The following is a 17360-nucleotide window of genomic DNA, read 5'->3' as shown; positions in this document are numbered from 1 at the left end:
TTCTCGCTCTCAAATTTCAGCTCCACTATGTCGTGCCAAAGTGCGATAAACTGGCTATTTGCGCATAAATTGCTTTGAATTTTTCTAACGCAAATTTAAAATTCCTGCGAATTTAACTATTTAATCAAATTTATTGTAAAATTGTCCGAAATTTTACCAAAAAGGGGCAAAATATGGACTTTTTACAAAACTACGAATCCAGCGTAAATGAGCGCGCGAAGCTAGGTATCCCGCCACTTGCACTTAGCGCCGAGCAAACCAAGCAGCTATGCGAAATCCTAAAAACCAATCCAAGCGAAAAATTAATCGAAATTTTAAAAACACGCATTAATCCTGGCGTCGATGATGCCGCTAAAATCAAGGCTGAGTTTTTGGGCGAAATCATAAACGGCGATTGTAGCGTGGTTGGCATTAGCAAAGATGAGGCTTTTGCGATGTTGGAGCGCATGCTTGGCGGATACAGCGTGATCGAGCTAATCCGCGCCTTACAAAGCGCAGATGAAGCCACCGCAAAGGGCGCAGCAGCGGCTCTTGGCAGGACGATTTTCGTGCATGATTATTTCGCAGAGGTCGCAAGGCTGGCAAAAGAGGGCAACGCTCATGCAAAAGCCGTGCTCGAAGCGTGGGCGAATATGGAGTGGTTTAGGGCGAAAAAACCTCTGAGCGAGTGTATCAAAGGCGTGGTTTTCAAGGTCGCTGGCGAGACAAACACCGATGATTTAAGCCCTGCTAGCGAGGCTTTCACGCGTTCGGATATCCCGCTTCACGCTCTAAGCATGCTTAGCAAACGCCAAGCCGGTAGCCTAGAAACAATCGCCCAGCTTAAAAAAAGCGGTAGGCAGGTCGTGTATGTGGGCGATGTCGTGGGCACTGGAAGTAGTCGCAAAAGTGGCGTGAATTCCGTGCAGTGGCATATCGGCGAGGAAATTTATGGTATCCCAAACAAAAAAACAGGCGGTGTAATCATAGGCTCGGTCATCGCGCCGATTTTTTTCAACACAGCCCAAGATAGCGGTGCTCTGCCAATCGAAGCGAGTGTGGAAAATCTCGAAATGGGCGATGAAATCGAGATTTATCCATACAAGGGCGAGATTGTCAAAAATGGCGAGGTCGTTTGCAAATTTAGCCTGAGCCCAAATACGATTTTCGATGAATACAAAGCCGGCGGGCGAATCCCGCTAATCATCGCAAGAGGGCTTTGCGCTAAGGCTAGAAAAGAGCTAGGCTTAGGCGATGATGAGATTTTTACTAGACCAGAGCAACCTAAATTTGACGAGAGCGCAGGTTACACTCTCGCGCAAAAAATCGTCGGCAAAGCCTGTGGCATGGAGGGCGTGAGAGCTGGTATGTATGTCGAGCCACTCACGCTAACTGTGGGTTCGCAAGACACCACAGGCCCTATGACGCGCGATGAGATTAAAGAGCTTGCTAGCCTTGGATTTGGCGCAGATTTCGTGCTGCAAAGCTTTTGCCACACAGCAGCCTATCCTAAGCCAAGCGATACTATCACACACCGAACACTTCCGCCGTTTATGAGTAGTCGTGGTGGCGTGGCACTGCGCCCAGGGGACGGAGTAATCCACTCGTGGCTAAATCGTATGGTGCTCCCTGATAGCGTAGGCACGGGCGGAGATAGTCACACGAGATTTCCAATCGGTATTAGCTTTCCAGCAGGTAGCGGACTAGTGGCGTTTGCGGCAGTTACTGGAAGTATGCCGCTAAATATGCCAGAATCTGTGCTAGTTAGGTTTAAAGGCGAGTTGCAAGAGGGCATTACTTTGCGCGATTTGGTAAATGCGATTCCTTACTATGCGATTAAAAAAGGCTTATTGAGCGTCGAGAAAAAGGGCAAAAAAAATATATTTGCGGGCAAAATTTTAGAGATTGAAGGGCTTGAAAATTTAAAGGCCGAGCAGGCTTTCGAGCTAAGCGACGCTAGCGCTGAGAGAAGTGCAGCAGCGTGCGCAATCGCGCTAAATACCGAGAGCGTGTGCGAATACATACGCTCAAATATCGCTCTCATCGACGCTATGATAAAAGCTGGTTATCAAAACAGCGACGCGCTAGCTAGAAGGGGCGAAAAAATGAAAAAATGGCTAGAAAATCCGACACTTCTAAAAGCCGATGAAAACGCAAAATACGCAGAAGTGATTGAAATAGATTTGGGTGAGATTACAGAGCCGATTTTAGCCTGCCCTAACGACCCTGACGATGTCGCAACGCTAAGCGAAATTTTAGCCGATGAGACAAGGGCGAAAAATATCGATGAGGTTTTCATTGGAAGTTGTATGACAAATATCGGGCATTATCGCGCCGCAGCGCAGATTTTAAAGGGTAGCGCGCAGACACCAGCCCGCCTTTGGATAGCACCGCCTACGAAAATGGACGAAAAAAAACTCAAAGAAGAGGGCGTGTATAGCGTATTTGGCGCGGTAGGAGCGCGCACAGAGGTGCCTGGGTGCTCGCTGTGTATGGGAAATCAAGCGCGAGTAAAAGATAATGCGGTCGTAGTCTCAACTTCGACTAGAAATTTCGATAATCGCATGGGTATGGGTGCTAAGGTATATTTAGCCAGTGCCGAACTAGCCGCTGTTTGCGCGATGCTAGGCAGAATTCCTAGCGCGAGGGAATACAAAGAGATAGTGCGCGAGAAATTAAATGGCAAAAATAGCGAAATTTATCGTTATTTAAATTTTAACGAGGAAGAAAATTTCGCGCTTTAAGCCACGAATTAGCGCGTTTTGCGCTAATAAGTTTAAATAAGCAAAATTTCGCTAAAATGGCAGGTTAAATTTGACAAGGTTGGTTATGCAAAGAATTTTGATTTTATGGATATTTGGCGCAATCTGTGCTTTTGGCGTGACCTGCGCAGATATCGAGGCAGATCCGAAAGCCTATTTTGCCAGCGCGCCAAGCCCTAGCGAACTTTTGTTGAGTGATTATGATTGCAAGGGTTCGCTTGTAAAGGCTCCATTTTTGCGAAATTTGCAAAATTTAGCTAGGACGATTAGGGGCGAGAGTATCGAGTGCGTGGGAAACGAAGCTAGCATAAATGAGAAAAAATTCGAACGCGTCTTAGCGCAGGCTGGCATGGATAGTGAGGGATTTTTGCGCGAGGCTAAGCAGAAAAATTTAGGCGCAGCGTATGCAAATGCGCTAGAAATTTTAGAATTTTACTCTGAGCAAAAATTTATAAATTTCATAAATTTCAAAAATTTTATCTCTGAGATAAATTTGGCAAAAACGGCATTGCGAAGCCATTTTAGCGCAAATTTATCCCCAAACGAGGCTAGTGAGATTGCGGATTTGGTGCTGAGCGAATTCGCCCTATACGCGGCCAAAAATCGCAGTATCGACGCGTATAATAAGCTCGAATTAGCCCTTAAAAACAGGGTAAATATAGATGAGTTTAATGTGCTTTTAAGCAGCGACACTTACAGCATAAACGACCTTAGCGGTGCGCTAAATTTGGCACTTTTGCTAGGATATGATACGAAATTTATCGACGCACTTATTACGCGTGGGGCGAAGATTAACGACGGGGACGATAGCGCGCTATTTTACGCTATGTCAAATTTACAAAATGCTAAATTTCTAATCTCCAAAGGCGCGCAAGTATCGCATAAAAATCAACTTGGCCAAACCCCGATTTTCTACGCTGTGGCTAGCAAAAACTACGAAATGGTAAATTTCATGGTCTATAACCACGCAAGTGTCAATGTCCGCCAAATCGGCTCTACCGAAAAGGGCGCGTTAGCTTCGCTTGGCGGGTATTCAGACGCGTGTGCGTTTAATGATTTGGGTGCTAGTTTGCTAATGTATTCGGCACTGCATGGAAACAAAGAAATCACCGAGCTTTTGGTAAAATCAGGCGCAGATGAAAAAAGAGTAGATGAGGCCGGGCTAAACGCGCTTGATTACGCTATTTTTGGTGGCGATGAAAAGATCCAAGAATACCTCAAATCTATCGGACTTAAACCCAGTGTAAGTGCGAATAATGGGGATTTCATGGGAAGCATGGCAGAGGAAAATTTCGAAGATATAGCCAATTAATCTAATACAAAAGGGAAATTTATGTTTAGGATTTTATTTATTTTTTTGCTTCCGTTTTTTGTTTTTGGCGCGGAGCTTAGCCCAGCTGAAAAAAATGCAAGCATTTATGGCGCACTGACGCTGATTCCGCCACTTGTGGCGATTGCTCTTGCATTTATCACCAAAGATGTCATTTTATCGCTGTTTTTGGGCGTGTTAAGCGGGACATTTCTCATCGGTATGAACGATAATGGCGTGCTTTCAGCCTTTGTCGTAGCTTTTACGGATTTGTGCGCGCGCGTGGTAGCTTCCATGGCTGATGCGTGGAATGCGGGAATTTTGCTTCAAGTTATGTGTATCGGAGGCCTTATCGCGCTAGTTACCAAAAGTGGCGGCACCAAAGCCCTTGCTATGTGGCTTGGGGCTAGGGCGCATACTGGGGTTAGGGCGCAAATTTACACTTGGTTTATGGGAATTATCATTTTCTTTGATGATTACGCAAATGCCCTTATTTTGGGACCTATCATGCGTCCATTAATGGATAGATTTAAAATTTCGCGTGCGAAATTTGCCTTTATCATCGACGCGACAGCTGCGCCGATAACTGGAATTGCGCTGATTTCGACTTGGGTCGGGGTTGAGATTTCGGCGATTAAGGAAGCGTATGCGCAAATCGGCGTCGAGGATATTAACGCATTTACGATTTTTGTGGAGACAATCCCGTATAGATTTTATAATATTTACATGCTTTTCTTTGTCGTGGCAAGTGCTGTTATGATGAGAGAATTTGGCCCTATGTATCGCGCTGAAATGGCGTCTCGCGCTGGCAAAAACGGCGGACGGGACTTTAAAATCGCAAATTTAGAAGATCAAGCATTTAGCCCAAAAGAGGGTATCGAGCCACGCAAGATTAATGCTTTAATTCCGCTTGGAGCGATGATTGTGCTAAGCGTGATTGGGTTTTATGCAAACGGACTTGGCGCGCTTGGCGAAGAGGAATTAAAGGCTGTGCAAGCAGATCCGTTTTCCTTTGTTTCTATTAGAACGGCATTTAGCGGGGCTGACGCTTCTGTGGTGCTGTTTCAAGCGGCTATGTTTTCATCAATAATCGGCATAGTTTTGGGGCTGTGGCAAAAAATTTATGGTATCAAAGAGGGAATTGAAATTTGGATTGGGGGCTGGAAAACCATGCTCACAACCGTTTTAATCCTGCTTTTTGCGTGGTCACTAAGCTCTACGATAAAAGAGCTTGGCACCTCAAAATACCTTGTGGATTTGCTAGGCGAGAGCACCCCTATGGCGCTACTTGCGCTTGTAATTTTTGTGCTAAGCTCGATTATTTCATTTTCGACCGGCACTAGCTTTGGCACTATGGGTATCGTAACCCCACTCGCTGTGCCACTAGCTGCCTCTGTGGGGGCGAAATACGGCCTTAGCGGCGATGAATTTCATGCTTTTATGTGTTTAAATATCAGCTCGGTTTTTACAGGGGCGATTTTTGGCGATCACTGCTCACCGATTTCAGATACCACAATCCTCTCCTCAATGGGCGCAGGTTGCGATCATATCGAGCATGTCAGCACGCAGCTACCTTACGCTATCGTCGTGGGTATCATCAGCGCACTTTGCGGGTTTTTGCCAGCTAGCCTTGGGGTAAATGTCTGGGTCTGCCTAGTCTTTGGGCTTGGCGTAACCGTGCTTGCGATACGAATTTTAGGCAAAAAGGTAAGCGGTGAAGTGCGATAAATTTGGTATTTGTGGAAGTTGCGTTTATGATTTGCCTTACAAAGAGCAGTTAAATTTAAAAAAAGAGCGCATAAGCGCGGAGTTTGCGCCGTTTTATACTGGCGAAATCGAGGTTTTTGCCTCCAAAGAAAGCGCATTTCGCTCGCGGGCTGAATTTGGGATTTTCCACGAGGGCGAGAAGCTTCATTTTAGCATGCGGGGCAGGGATAAAGAGCGTGTTTTCGTGCAAAACTGCCCTATCGTAGATGAAAAAATCCAAAGCTTTATGGATAGAGTTTTGCCGATTTTACAAAATGATGAAATTTTAAAATTTAGACTTTTTGGGTGTGAGTTTATCGCCACGAAAAATGATTTTTTATGCGTGCTTTTATATCACCGAAATGTCGTAGAAATCGAGGCAAATTTGGCAAATTTAGCCAGAAATTTAGGGCTAAATTTAATCGCTAGATCGCGCGGGAAAAAGCTTGTTTTTGGCAGGGAAAATTTAGAAGACGAGTTTGAAATAAAGGGGCAAGCTTATCGCTACACTTTCGAAGCTACGGCGTTTTCGCAGCCAAACAGAGGCGTTAATGAAAAGATGATTTCGTGGGTGCTAGGCGCAGTGGGCGATGAGAAAACACCTAAAAAAGATCTGCTTGAAATGTATTGCGGACATGGGAATTTCACAATCCCGCTAAGCGCGAAATTTCGCCAAATTTTGGCAAACGAGATTAGCAAAAATAGCATAAAAAACGCACTTTTAAACGCGCAAAAAAACGGCGCCAAAAACATAAAATTTGTGCGCCTAAGCGCAGATGAGCTAATGAGCGCATTTGGGGGCGAGCGCGAATTTACCCGCTTAGAGGGGGTAGATTTGCAAGGCTATGAAATTTCGCATATTTTGGTAGATCCGCCGCGCGCAGGGCTTGAAGAAAGTGTGCTTGGTTTCATCAAAAATTACGAAAATATCATCTACATTTCGTGCAATCCGCAAAGTTTAAAGCAAAATTTAAGCTATCTTTGCAAAACGCACAAGGTGGAGAAATTCGCGATTTTCGATCAGTTCGCGCACACTAATCATGTCGAGTGTGGCGTGATTTTAAAGGCGTTAGCGTGATAAGTGAAATTTTAAGAGATGCCAAAAATATCGCTATCGTGGGGCTTAGCCCAGATAAGAGCAAGCCAAGCAACCGCGTGGGGCAGTATTTAGCCGCGCAAAATTTTAAAATTTTTCCGATTTATCCTAAATTTGATGAAATTTTAGGCAGGAAGGTTTATAGAAATTTAAAAGAAATAAATGATAAAATCGACATTGTCGTTATGTTTCGAAAAGGCGAGTTCGCAAATGCGCTTTTTAGCGATGTTTTGGCGTGTAAAGCCAAAGCGCTTTGGTTGCAACTTGGCATTTTTAACGACAGCGTGGCTTTTCTCGCGCAAAAAAATGGAGTAAATTTTATCCAAAACAAGTGCATAATGATAGAGCATAAAAATTTGAAAGGCTAAAAATGGTAGATTTAAATAAAATAGTTCAAGCAAAGCGCACAATAGCGGCTTTTGTGCATAAGACACCCTTTGCTTTCGCGCCAAAGCTAAGCGAAATTTACGGGGCGCAAATTTATCTAAAAAACGAGAATTTACAACGCACAGGCGCGTATAAAATTCGTGGCGCATACAACAAAATCGCTCATCTTAGCGAAGATGAAAAGAGCCGTGGCGTAATCGCAGCGAGTGCAGGCAACCACGCGCAAGGCGTGGCGATGAGTGCGCAAAAATTTGGCGTGCGCGCCGTAATCGTCATGCCAGAAGCAACTCCGCTTTTAAAGGTCAGTGGCACCAAGGCTTTGGGGGCTGAGATTATCCTAAAAGGCGATAATTTCGACGAGGCTTATGCTTATGCGCTCGAATACGCCAAGGAAAACAACCTTACCTTTGTCCATCCTTTCGATGATGAGCTAGTCCAAGCAGGACAGGGCACAATCGCTCTTGAAATGCTAGAAGATGTCGCGGATTTAGACTATATCATAGCGCCTGTGGGCGGTGGCGGACTAATCAGTGGTGTCGCGAGCTGTGCTAAACAAATCAATCCTGATATAAAAATCATCGCCGTTGGCGCAAAGGGCGCGCCTGCTATGCACGATAGCTTCGTAGCCAAAAAGGCGATAAACTCTCAGAGCGTGCGCACTATCGCCGATGGTATCGCGGTGCGTGATACTAGCGAGATCACGCTAAAACATATTTTAGAAAGCGTCGATGAGTTCGTCCAAGTCGATGATGAGGAGGTCGCAAGCGCGATTTTGTATCTGCTAGAAAATCAAAAAATCATCGTCGAGGGCGCAGGAGCTGTGGGCGTGGCAGCTCTCATCAATCATAAATTTAGCTTTGAAGAGGGCGCTAAAATCGGCATTATTTTAAGTGGTGGAAATATCGATGTGCAAATGCTAAACATCATCATCGAAAAAGGCCTTATCAAATCTCACCGCAAAATGACGATAAATGTTACTCTCGTGGATAAACCAGGCTCGCTAACCAAGCTTACAAATGTTTTGCGTGATGCGAACGCAAACATCGTCAAAATCGACTATGATCGCTTCTCGACCGAGATCGAATACGGAGATGCGCAAATCACAATCACGCTAGAAACCAAGGGCAAGGCGCACCAAGAGGAGATTGCGTGGGCGTTAAAAAGCGCAGGATATGATTTCAAAGAGCTGTTTTAGGCGAAATTTGAAAGGATAAAATTTGGAAAATTTGGCTTTTATCTTAAATTTTTTAATTTTTGTGATTTTGGTTTATATGTTTTTGCGTATGAAAAAATCTGGCGCAAATGCCCCTAAAACGGAGATTAGCACGGATATTACGCGGCTTAAAAGCATAGGCGAGTTAAGCGTGTTTAAAATTTATTCCAAAGAGATTGTTACGCGCAAAGAAAATGTCGCTGACGGCTTCCTTGGCTCGCTAGTTTCGCCATTGATGACGAAAAAGCAAATCGCGATTATTTTCGAGTTTGAGATAGATTTCGTCTATGATCTGCTAAGTCCTGAATTTAGCATAATTCCGCGTGGCGAGGACAAATACGAGATCAAAATGCCACCTTGCAAATACAAATATTCGATTAAGGATATGAAAATTTACGACGAGCAAAATTCCAAACTTTTGCCGTTTTTGCTGCCTGATTCGCTAAATGGTATTTTTGGATCTAGCTTTGATGAGAGCGATAAAAACCGCCTAATCGACGACGCGAAAAACGAGGTTAAGGCACTCTCGCTTAAAATCATAAACGATTTAGGGGGCAAAATCCACAAATCCGCAACCGACACGCTTGAAACCATAGCAAAAAGTTTTGGCGCCAAAGAAATCGGCTTTGTCTTCCAAGATAAGGCATTAGAGACAATCGATATCAATCCAAGCGATATTTCTATCGCAAGCTCGCTAAAATCGCAAATCGAAGAGAAATAAGGGCGAGCGTTGCAGGCTTACGAGGCGCTGTTTAAGCTGTATTTTTCGTATTATACGAGCTTTAAGCGCAAAATTTACGCTAAATTCGAACGATTTATCACTCCGATTTGCCTAAGCAGGGAGAAAAAACGGCTCAAAGCCAAGGGCTATTTCGTGCCAGATGAGCTTTGGGCGGGCTTTTTTGGCGAATTTAGCTTTTGCAAATGCTTTATCATAAAAAAAATCCTTTTTCCGAATTTTTACGCTATCAAAAACAGCTCCAAATGGCAGATACAAAACGCGCAAATTGCCTTTAAAATCGGAGTTTTTGCATACGATGAGATAGCGTGGATTTTCATACCGCAAAGCTATGATAAAACGAAAAAAAATGATTTGGAAATGGTGTTAGATTTGCTAGCAAAATTTCCGCAAATTCGCTACGAAAAGCTGGAAGAGGGCATTAAAATTTTCGGATATGAATTTTAGGCTAAAATTTGGACTCAGTTAGCTTAGCATGGATATCGCCGAAAAACAAAACATCTTTTAAAATCACATTTTCTGCGATTTCTTGGCGATTTAGCGAGAGGTAGAGTTCGCCCTTTTTGCTAGAAAAAATCTTTTGATTTATAAAAACGATAAATGGGTTCGAGCTCGTCTGCAAGGCGTTTTGGATAGCTTTGGCATGTTTGCCACGCGGGATTTGCACATCTATGCGCCCGGTTTCGTTTTTGGCTCCGGCTGCGGTTAGGAAAAACATATCGCCTTTGTGCGGAATTTTGCCGAAATTAAAAAACACGCTTAGCAGGTCGTTTGTGGCAAAATATGGCAAAATTTTGTCGCTACTAGGACGCAAATCGCCGTTTTCGCCCTTAAATTTCTGCTCTCTAATGCGTTTGTTGTTGTAATCAAATGTGAAAATTTGGCGCGTGTTTATGGTTTTTTTGCCCTTTTTGCGCTCGACTTCGTGGCGGTAAATTTTGGGTTTTAAAATCTCGCCCACAACGCTTCCTTTGGAGTAAAATTTCTCCCTTCTATCCCCGCTTAGCGAGCCAGCGATCCCATAAGCCCTCGCATTTAGCGTGATTTCGTAGGTTTTGGCTGTTTTGACTAATTTAGCATCAGCATGCCCCACGACGCCAAAAACGCCGTAAGAAATATCGTAGTGCGCCTCGATAGTCTCGCCAAATACTGCGCCGAAAAAGAAAAAAAGAAATGCCAAAATTCTCATAAGCTAGCCAAAATTTGATTTACGATTTGCTCTGGATTATGCGCTTGATAAATCGGGCGACCGACCACGATAAAATCGGCGTTTGCGCTTTTAGCGTCGTTTAAATTTGCCACGCGCGCTTGATCGTTTGCGCTCTCGCCAAAAGGTCGCACGCCAGGGCAAAGTGTGATAAATTTGTCGTTTGTGGCATTTTTAATCGCGCTTGATTCAAAAACCGAGCAGACCATGCCATCTAATCCACACTCATGCGCAAAACGCGAAAATTTCACCACGCTTGGCGCAATTTCATCGTTGTAAATTTCGCCAAATTCGCTCTCGTTAAAGCTTGTCAGAGCCGATACGCCAAGCACGAGCGGGCGGGAATTTAGTGCGCCTAAGCGGTTCATAACCTCGCTCATAGCGCGCTTTCCAGCGCTTGCGTGCAGGTTTATCATATCTACGCCAAGACCTGCTACGACCTGCGCGGCGTCAGCCATGGTGTTTGGGATATCGTAAAATTTAAGATCTAGGAAAATTTTAAAATTTGCGATTTTTTTGAGTTCTTCGATAAATTTCGCCCCGTCTCGCAGATACGAGCGCAGGCCGACTTTGAGCCAAATTTGATCCTCAAATTGCGCTAAATTCGCACTCAAAGCTAAATTTTGCTCTTTGCTAGCCATATCCAAGGCTACGCAAAGCTTCATTTTACGACCTTAATAGCGTCTAAAACGCCATTTATTAGCTTCGAGGACGCGCCAAGTTCCTTGGCTGCGGTTACGGCTTCGTTTATGATGATACCAGCGTCTGTATCACTGAAACGCAACTCATACGCGCCAAGTCGCAAAATAGCGCGCTCAACCGCCGAAATTTCATGCAGTTTAAATTCCTTCAAATACTCATTTAAAAGCGCGTCAATTGTCTCTGTATTATCGCGCACGCTGTGAAGCAGGCTCAGCGTCCAGTTTCTCTGCTCGTTTCTAATCTTTTTTTCTTCTAAATACTCGTTTTCAAACTCAGGCTTTTCTTCGTTCATATCTTTTGCGTAAAGTAGCGAAATCACCGCCAATCGCGCTTGGTGTCTTGTCGCCATGATTACGCCTTTATTTCGCGAAATAAGCTTAGCATTTCGATTACGCCTGTCATCGCTTCGAAGCCCTTGTTGCCGGCTTTTGAGCCTGCGCGCTCGATCGCTTGCTCGATAGTATCTGTGGTAAGCACGCCAAAGGTAACTGGCGCGCCGTGGCGAAGCATGGTGTTTGCGATACCCTTGCTGACCTCTGCGCTGACATAGTCAAAATGCGGTGTGCTGCCTCTGATGACTGCGCCCACGCAGACGACGGCGTCGTATTTTTTCGATAAAAGTGCCTTTTCTAGGGCGAGCGGGATTTCAAATGCGCCAGGGACTAGCATTAGGCTTAAATTTTCCTCTTTGCCGCCATGTCGCAAAAATGCGTCGTGAGCGCCTTCTACTAGGCGATCTGTGATGATGTGGTTAAATCTGGCGTTGATGATTAGGATTTTCTCATCGCCGTTTAGGGTCAAATTTCCTTCGATAATGTTCATTTTATATCCTTTAAATTTCAAAATTCGCTAAGTTTAGCCAAATTAGGCAAAATTTTTAATAAATTTATAAATTTCAATTAAAGGATAAAATTTATCTTTTGTTTAAGAGAGTTTTTGTATTATAGGGGATAATTTTTTTAAAGGAGAGAATATGTTTAAACTTAGAAATTTACCTTTCGAGGCAGAAAAAAACGCCGTAGTAAGCGCAAAAACCTGTGAGTATCACCACGGCAAACACCACGCAACTTATGTGGCAAATTTGAATAAAATGACCGAAAGTGGCGAGTTTGCGGGCAAAGGGCTTTATGATATCGTAATGAACGCTACTGGCGGGGTTTTTAACAACGCGGCGCAGGTGTATAACCATGACTTTTATTGGGATTGTATCGCAAAAGTTAGCGAGCCAAGCGAGGCGCTTAAAACCGCTTTGGCTGAAAATTTCGCCGATTTTAAAGCTGAGTTCATCGCGGCAGCGACGGCTCACTTTGGCTCTGGCTGGGTGTGGCTAGTTTGTGATCCAGCGACTAAAAAGCTTTCGATTGTCGCTACGAAAAACGCCGACACACCTGCGCGCGACGGGCTTGTGCCACTTCTAGTAGTCGATGTGTGGGAGCACGCATACTATATCGATGTTTGCAACGCGCGCCCAGCGTATTTGGAGAAATTTTATGCTGGAATCAACTGGGAGTTCGTTTCATCTGCCTATGAGTGGGCTCTGAAAGAGGGTATGGGCTCGGTGAAATTCTACATAGATGAGCTTCACGGCAACGACTGATTTTGATTTCGCTTCTTATTTTGCGCGTGGATTTACTGCGCGCAAATTTTTAAAATTTCCATTATTTTTGCTGGGTTTTTTATGCCGTTTTCGTTTTCTACTTTGCTATTGATATCGAGGCAAAAAGGCTTTATTTTTAGGGCGTTTGCGAGGTTTTGCGCGCCGATACCGCCTGCTAGGATAAATGGAATTTGCAGATTTTTTAGCATTTCCCACTCGAAGCTTTCGCCGTTTCCGCCCATTTTTTCGCCTTTGTAATCAAACAAAATTTTGTCATAGTTTAAATTTTTTAAATTTGGAATTTTATCTTTCACACGCACGACCTGCCACGCTTCGACACCCAAATTTGCAAGATTTTGCTTTAAATTTGGCGAAATTTCTTTATAAATTTGCACCACACTTAAATTTGCAAATTTGCAAATCTCTAAAATTTCATCATCGCTCGTATCGGTAAAAACGCCGACGCTTTTGCGACCGTTTTCACGCACCAAATTTGAAATTTCTTTTGCTATTTCGGGCGTTACTTTTCGTTTGCTTTTGGCAAAAATTAAACCTAAAAAATCCACTCTAACGCCGTTAAAATCACATTCCAAAACGCTTTTTGCTTCGGCTAAATTTTTAATCCCACAAATTTTGATTTTTGGTTTCATAGTGCCCATTTTTACGCCTTTTTGACGATATACAGATACTCGGTTACATGCAAATTTCGGTTTCGCAAGTTCCTTGAAGCACGATACGCAGGGTATTTTATCTCGATTTTTCCCACTTTACCGATGAGAGCGAGATTTTTTAAAAATTCATCTTCTCTGATGAAGCCTTCTGAGTTGAACGAGATTATCAAATATTTTGCCCTAAATTCAGTCAAAAGCGTGAAAAATTCATCTGCGGCACGAGATTTTTTGTTGTAATTCGAGCGGTTCCAGCCGTTTGGAATACCGCTAACTTCGCTCAAATCCCCTAAATTTGGTGCTTTAAAATCCGCGATTAAATTTAGCATAAAATAATTCGAACCATAAGGGTGTTGGTTATACGGCGGGTCAAAATACGCTATATCCACGCTCGGAGCGAGTTTGCTAAACTCGTAAGCATCGCTTTGGAAAACCTGAAAATCGCTTGTGAAATTTGAAAAAACTGGAAACGGCAAACTTATCTCGCCCAAAATGCGAGATAGCGCGTTTTCGCCACTTCCGCCGAATTTCCCCACGCCGTTTTTGTCCTTGTAAAAGCCCTTAAAAACGCCACCCGTGTTTGAGTGGATACTGGCTTCGCTTAAAAGCGGAGCGATGAAGTATTTTTGAAATTGCTCAGGAATTTGGCTAATCGCCGTGCGTAGTCCCCCCAAAATAAGGGCGTTTTGGCGTGAGTAAAAAACCCTTTCGCCTTTTTTGATTTTTTCATCGTCTTTTGGGGCGTAAAGTTCGCTGATAAAGCTCTCGCAGGGCTTAAAATTCGCTAAAATTTCGGCGTGGAATTTACTCAAATCAGCCTTTAACTGGGGCGTTAAATTCTCCAAATAGCACGAATTTATGATGAAAGAGTATTTTTCCAAATCATTTGCCAAAACCAAATTTGAGTGAGCTTTGGCAAATCTTGCCACCACACCGCTTCCGCTAAAAACATCAGCAAAGCTGATTTTTTCCGCTCCCAAATTTGCTTTAATATCCGTTATAACGCCATTTATCGCCCCCAAAAGTGAGCGTTTGTTTCCCAAATAGCTAATAAGTTGTTCGCCCAGATAGCTTTCGTTTTCTTGTAAATTTCGCATCAATTCTCGTTTCTCAAAGCATTGTAAATTTCACTTTTAAATACGCTAAAAATTTGGTTTAAATCATCCGTGTGTTTTAGTAAATGTCCGTAAAATTTCTCATCTTCATCATACAAATCACCAGCTACTTCCTTAACCATATCAAAATACATATTTTTAAACCCTTGCTCGTCGTTTGCCTTTGCGCCTTGTTTTAGCTCAGGTTTTTCGAGTAGCATTTGTGTCATTTTCATTATGGCTTCTATGCTTTTATTTTCTTCGTAAGCTAAGCCCATTTTCGCATTAAGCTCTGCTATAATCTGGCTTAAATTTTTCAATTTCTTTTTTGAAATTTTTAACCCGCCAAATGAGATATTTACGATAGGATCGCTGATTATTTCGCCACCTTCGTGTATTTCATTTTTATTTTGGCTTATTTGGGTGATTTTTACCATATTTGTTATATCTGTTTGTTCTATATCGCCATTTTCTAAGCTGTATTTCAAAAATCCATTTATATAGACATATCTATCGTTGAAATTTTCTTTAAATTCGATTACAAGCACCAAAAATTCATACAATTTCACAAATTTTGATAAAAGTGCGCGAAACGATTTTACCTTTTCGGTATTTTTTAAATTTTCTAAACGCATTTTTAGCATTTCAAAATATGAACTAACCGCGCCTATTTGATTACTTTGCAAAGCCGACATTACTTGCGAAATTTCAAAATCCACTATCAGATTATAGCCTTTAATCTGCTCGTATAAATTTACCAAATCATTTTCACTTATGCCCCGTTCCAAAATAGTCTGCGTAAAAAACGGCGCAAAAGCACTTTCTATATCATCGTATGAATTTACAAAATCCAAAATAAATGTTTTTTTACCCACAATCTTACCGACACGATTTAAGCGAGATAGCGTCTGAACCGCATTTATCCCACCAAGAGCCTTAAAAACATACATAGCACAAAGTTTATCTTGGTCAAATCCAGTTTGGTATTTATCAGCTACAAATAAAAATTTATACTCATCTTTGTTAAATTCATCAGGCAATTTACTCTCATCAAGTCCGCCGTTTATGGATTTTTCGCTAAGCGTAGCACCGCCCATTTCAAAGCTTCCGCTAAAAGCGATTAGGGCTTTTAAATCATCATAACCATTTTTATCGCAATACTCACAAAACGCCTTATGATATAAAATCACAGCTTCTATGCTAGGTGTTACAACCATAGCTTTTGCTTTTCCGCCCAGTAAATTTTTAACCGAATTTCTAAAATGTTCGGTTACTATGGCAACTCTTTGTTCGATATTTGTGCTATTTAGCTCGATTAGTTTTTTAAGCTGTCTTTTTGCCGAAGCACTATCCAAATCAGGGTCATCCTTAGCTGTTTTAATGATTTGATAAAAAGTATCGTAAGTGGTGTAGTTATCAAGCACATTTAGTATAAAGCCCTCTTCTATGGCTTGTTTCATAGAATAAATATGAAACGGCTTAAAGCTACCAAACTCATCCATTTTGCCAAACATTTGCAAAGTTTGTGGTTTTGGTGTCGCACTAAATGCAAAGACGCTTAAATTTTTTGGCTTTGCAAATCCGCCAAATTCAGAATTTAGCATTTCTTGCATAGCTTCCATATTTGCACCGCTCGTGCTAGAATGCGCTTCATCGATGATTAGGGCAAATTTTTTATTTTCGCCTTTGATTTCGTTTTTGATATAAAGAAATTTTTGCATTGTGCTTATTATGATTTTTACGCCGTTTTTTATGGCGTTTTGCAAATCTGATGAGTGTTTTTCATCATCCAAGGCTTCCACAAATCCTGCCTTATGCCCCATATTTAAAATTTCATCTTGGAGCTGTCTATCGACGACCTTTCTGTCTGTTACGACTAAGATACTATCAAATCTTATCTCATCACCTTTGTATAATCTTGCTAATTTATCACACAGCCAAGCGATCGACTTTGTCTTTCCGCTTCCTGCCGAGTGCTGGATAAGATAGTTTTTATATTCACTATTTTCCAAAATATCGTCTTTGATTTTTCTAATCAAATCAAGCTGGTGGTATCTAGGGAAAATCACATTGCCAAATTTATCTTCAAAAACAAACTCACAAATCAGCTCGACCAGACTATCAGGGGTTAAAATTTCTTCCCATAAATACCAAATATCGCTAAATTTATCATCCACGCTCTCGTTTCCGCTACTTAAATTTGCCCCACTTCCCTTGCCTTTGTTAAACGGCAAAAATTTCGTCTGCCCCCCTTTAAGCTCCGTTGTCATATAACACTCGTTTAAATCTGCTGCGAAAAATATTATCGCTCCCAGATTTGGCAAAAACAACCTACTATTGTTGATTGTTCTGTTTTTGTATTGTTTTATGGCGTCTTTGTAGTTTTGCCCTGAGAAGTTGCTTTTTAGCTCTATTACCGCTACCGCAAAGCCGTTTAAAAACAACACCAAATCCACTCTTTGTTTGTTTTCATCATCGGCATTTACTTCTTGCATTATGCTAAATTTATTTTGTTTGTATTTGAAATTTAGGCTTTCGTTTTTGTTGCTACTTGGTTTAGAATATACCAAATTTATCTTCGTATCGCCTACTATAACGCCGTTTTTAAGTGCATTTAATAGCGATAAATTTAAAATTTCATTATTTATCTCTTTTATTATCTCGTCATCGCTAAATTTGGCTTTTAGCTTTTCATACTCATCTTTTTGCGAAGCAGCTAAAAATTCAAAAAACATATCTTTATCAAAGGCAAATTTTTTATCATAAAATTTACTCTCTCGCTCCACAAAGCCTAAATTTTTAAACTCCGCTACGATGTCTCTTTGATACTCTTCTTTTTCTCTATAAAATGATTTCATAAT

The 17360-nt window shown here is 42.1% G+C and carries 16 protein-coding genes; 9 read left to right on the top strand and 7 right to left on the bottom strand.

What is annotated here, in order from left to right:
- Nucleotides 1-173 precede the first annotated feature (173 nt).
- The 8 genes from OFO00_RS06010 (at nucleotide 174) to OFO00_RS05975 (ending at nucleotide 9678) form a co-directional block, all read left to right on the top strand.
- Nucleotides 174-2723, top strand: a complete 2550-nt coding sequence (locus OFO00_RS06010) for a bifunctional aconitate hydratase 2/2-methylisocitrate dehydratase (RefSeq protein WP_270865291.1) — start codon at nucleotides 174-176, stop codon at nucleotides 2721-2723.
- 85 nt (nucleotides 2724-2808) lie between these two features.
- Entirely contained in the window at nucleotides 2809-4053 is a 1245-nt protein-coding gene (locus OFO00_RS06005; RefSeq protein WP_270865290.1) for an ankyrin repeat domain-containing protein, read from the top strand.
- 21 nt (nucleotides 4054-4074) lie between these two features.
- On the top strand, nucleotides 4075-5778 hold the full coding sequence (locus OFO00_RS06000) for a Na+/H+ antiporter NhaC family protein (protein WP_270865289.1): 1704 nt from the start codon (nucleotides 4075-4077) through the stop codon (nucleotides 5776-5778).
- A complete protein-coding gene (gene trmA / locus OFO00_RS05995; protein WP_270865288.1) occupies nucleotides 5765-6874 on the top strand; it encodes a tRNA (uridine(54)-C5)-methyltransferase TrmA in 1110 nt (369 codons plus the stop codon). The genes OFO00_RS06000 and trmA overlap by 14 nt, the downstream gene beginning before the upstream one ends.
- Nucleotides 6871-7260 carry a CoA-binding protein gene (locus OFO00_RS05990; RefSeq protein ID WP_270865287.1) on the top strand — a complete coding sequence of 130 codons (390 nt, stop codon included), beginning with the start codon at nucleotides 6871-6873 and terminating at the stop codon, nucleotides 7258-7260. The genes trmA and OFO00_RS05990 overlap by 4 nt, the downstream gene beginning before the upstream one ends.
- 2 nt (nucleotides 7261-7262) lie before the next feature.
- Complete coding sequence (ilvA, locus tag OFO00_RS05985) at nucleotides 7263-8474, top strand: threonine ammonia-lyase (protein ID WP_270865286.1); 1212 nt, start codon at nucleotides 7263-7265, stop codon at nucleotides 8472-8474.
- A gap of 22 nt (nucleotides 8475-8496) precedes the next feature.
- Entirely contained in the window at nucleotides 8497-9213 is a 717-nt protein-coding gene (locus tag OFO00_RS05980; RefSeq protein WP_270858159.1) for a DUF4230 domain-containing protein, read from the top strand.
- Nucleotides 9214-9222: 9 nt separating this feature from the next.
- On the top strand, nucleotides 9223-9678 hold the full coding sequence (locus tag OFO00_RS05975; RefSeq protein WP_270865285.1) for a hypothetical protein: 456 nt from the start codon (nucleotides 9223-9225) through the stop codon (nucleotides 9676-9678).
- 1 nt (nucleotide 9679) lies between these two features.
- On the opposite strand, the gene OFO00_RS05970 is transcribed toward OFO00_RS05975, so the two are convergent.
- From OFO00_RS05970 to ribH, 4 genes are read right to left on the bottom strand one after another with little or no spacing between them, the layout of a single operon-like run.
- Nucleotides 9680-10420 (bottom strand): DUF3108 domain-containing protein, encoded by a 741-nt coding sequence (locus OFO00_RS05970; RefSeq protein ID WP_270865284.1) that lies wholly within the window; start codon nucleotides 10418-10420, stop codon nucleotides 9680-9682.
- Nucleotides 10417-11103 (bottom strand): orotidine-5'-phosphate decarboxylase, encoded by a 687-nt coding sequence (gene pyrF, locus OFO00_RS05965; RefSeq protein WP_270865283.1) that lies wholly within the window; start codon nucleotides 11101-11103, stop codon nucleotides 10417-10419. Before pyrF ends, OFO00_RS05970 begins: the two co-directional genes overlap by 4 nt.
- Nucleotides 11100-11489, bottom strand: a complete 390-nt coding sequence (gene nusB, locus OFO00_RS05960) for a transcription antitermination factor NusB (protein ID WP_270858155.1) — start codon at nucleotides 11487-11489, stop codon at nucleotides 11100-11102. The genes pyrF and nusB overlap by 4 nt, the downstream gene beginning before the upstream one ends.
- Nucleotides 11490-11491: 2 nt before the next feature.
- Nucleotides 11492-11962, bottom strand: a complete 471-nt coding sequence (gene ribH / locus OFO00_RS05955) for a 6,7-dimethyl-8-ribityllumazine synthase (RefSeq protein ID WP_270865282.1) — start codon at nucleotides 11960-11962, stop codon at nucleotides 11492-11494.
- Between the two features lie 151 nt (nucleotides 11963-12113).
- On the opposite strand from ribH, the gene sodB reads away from it, so the two are divergent.
- On the top strand, nucleotides 12114-12737 hold the full coding sequence (sodB, locus tag OFO00_RS05950; protein ID WP_270865281.1) for a superoxide dismutase [Fe]: 624 nt from the start codon (nucleotides 12114-12116) through the stop codon (nucleotides 12735-12737).
- A 32-nt stretch (nucleotides 12738-12769) separates the two neighbouring features.
- On the opposite strand, the gene OFO00_RS05945 is transcribed toward sodB, so the two are convergent.
- Genes OFO00_RS05945 through OFO00_RS05935 form a run of 3 tightly spaced genes read right to left on the bottom strand, consistent with a single transcriptional unit; the run spans nucleotide 12770 to nucleotide 17357 of the window.
- Nucleotides 12770-13396: a phosphoribosylanthranilate isomerase gene (locus tag OFO00_RS05945; RefSeq protein WP_333721409.1), complete on the bottom strand. Its 627-nt coding sequence runs from the start codon at nucleotides 13394-13396 to the stop codon at nucleotides 12770-12772.
- Between the two features lie 2 nt (nucleotides 13397-13398).
- A complete protein-coding gene (locus OFO00_RS05940) occupies nucleotides 13399-14502 on the bottom strand; it encodes a DNA adenine methylase (protein ID WP_270865280.1) in 1104 nt (367 codons plus the stop codon).
- Entirely contained in the window at nucleotides 14502-17357 is a 2856-nt protein-coding gene (locus OFO00_RS05935; protein ID WP_270865279.1) for a type I restriction endonuclease subunit R, read from the bottom strand. The genes OFO00_RS05940 and OFO00_RS05935 overlap by 1 nt, the downstream gene beginning before the upstream one ends.
- Nucleotides 17358-17360 lie beyond the last annotated feature (3 nt).

Origin of the sequence: Campylobacter sp. VBCF_04 NA7, assembly GCF_027737405.1 — a bacterium.
In the GTDB taxonomy this organism is placed as follows: domain Bacteria; phylum Campylobacterota; class Campylobacteria; order Campylobacterales; family Campylobacteraceae; genus Campylobacter_B.
This window is presented reverse-complemented; position numbering and strand designations above follow the sequence as displayed.

Excerpts from the sequence above, each read along its gene's own strand:
- OFO00_RS06010 (WP_270865291.1), top strand. The coding sequence starts at position 174 with ATGGACTTTTTACAAAACTACGAATCCAGCGTAAATGAGCGCGCGAAG.
- OFO00_RS06005 (WP_270865290.1), top strand. The coding sequence starts at position 2,809 with ATGCAAAGAATTTTGATTTTATGGATATTTGGCGCAATCTGTGCTTTT.
- OFO00_RS06000 (WP_270865289.1), top strand. The coding sequence starts at position 4,075 with ATGTTTAGGATTTTATTTATTTTTTTGCTTCCGTTTTTTGTTTTTGGC.
- ilvA (WP_270865286.1), top strand. The coding sequence starts at position 7,263 with ATGGTAGATTTAAATAAAATAGTTCAAGCAAAGCGCACAATAGCGGCT.
- OFO00_RS05970 (WP_270865284.1), bottom strand. The coding sequence starts at position 10,420 with ATGAGAATTTTGGCATTTCTTTTTTTCTTTTTCGGCGCAGTATTTGGC.
- pyrF (WP_270865283.1), bottom strand. The coding sequence starts at position 11,103 with ATGAAGCTTTGCGTAGCCTTGGATATGGCTAGCAAAGAGCAAAATTTA.
- nusB (WP_270858155.1), bottom strand. The coding sequence starts at position 11,489 with ATGGCGACAAGACACCAAGCGCGATTGGCGGTGATTTCGCTACTTTAC.
- ribH (WP_270865282.1), bottom strand. The coding sequence starts at position 11,962 with ATGAACATTATCGAAGGAAATTTGACCCTAAACGGCGATGAGAAAATC.
- sodB (WP_270865281.1), top strand. The coding sequence starts at position 12,114 with ATGTTTAAACTTAGAAATTTACCTTTCGAGGCAGAAAAAAACGCCGTA.
- OFO00_RS05945 (WP_333721409.1), bottom strand. The coding sequence starts at position 13,396 with ATGGGCACTATGAAACCAAAAATCAAAATTTGTGGGATTAAAAATTTA.
- OFO00_RS05940 (WP_270865280.1), bottom strand. The coding sequence starts at position 14,502 with ATGCGAAATTTACAAGAAAACGAAAGCTATCTGGGCGAACAACTTATT.
- OFO00_RS05935 (WP_270865279.1), bottom strand. The coding sequence starts at position 17,357 with ATGAAATCATTTTATAGAGAAAAAGAAGAGTATCAAAGAGACATCGTA.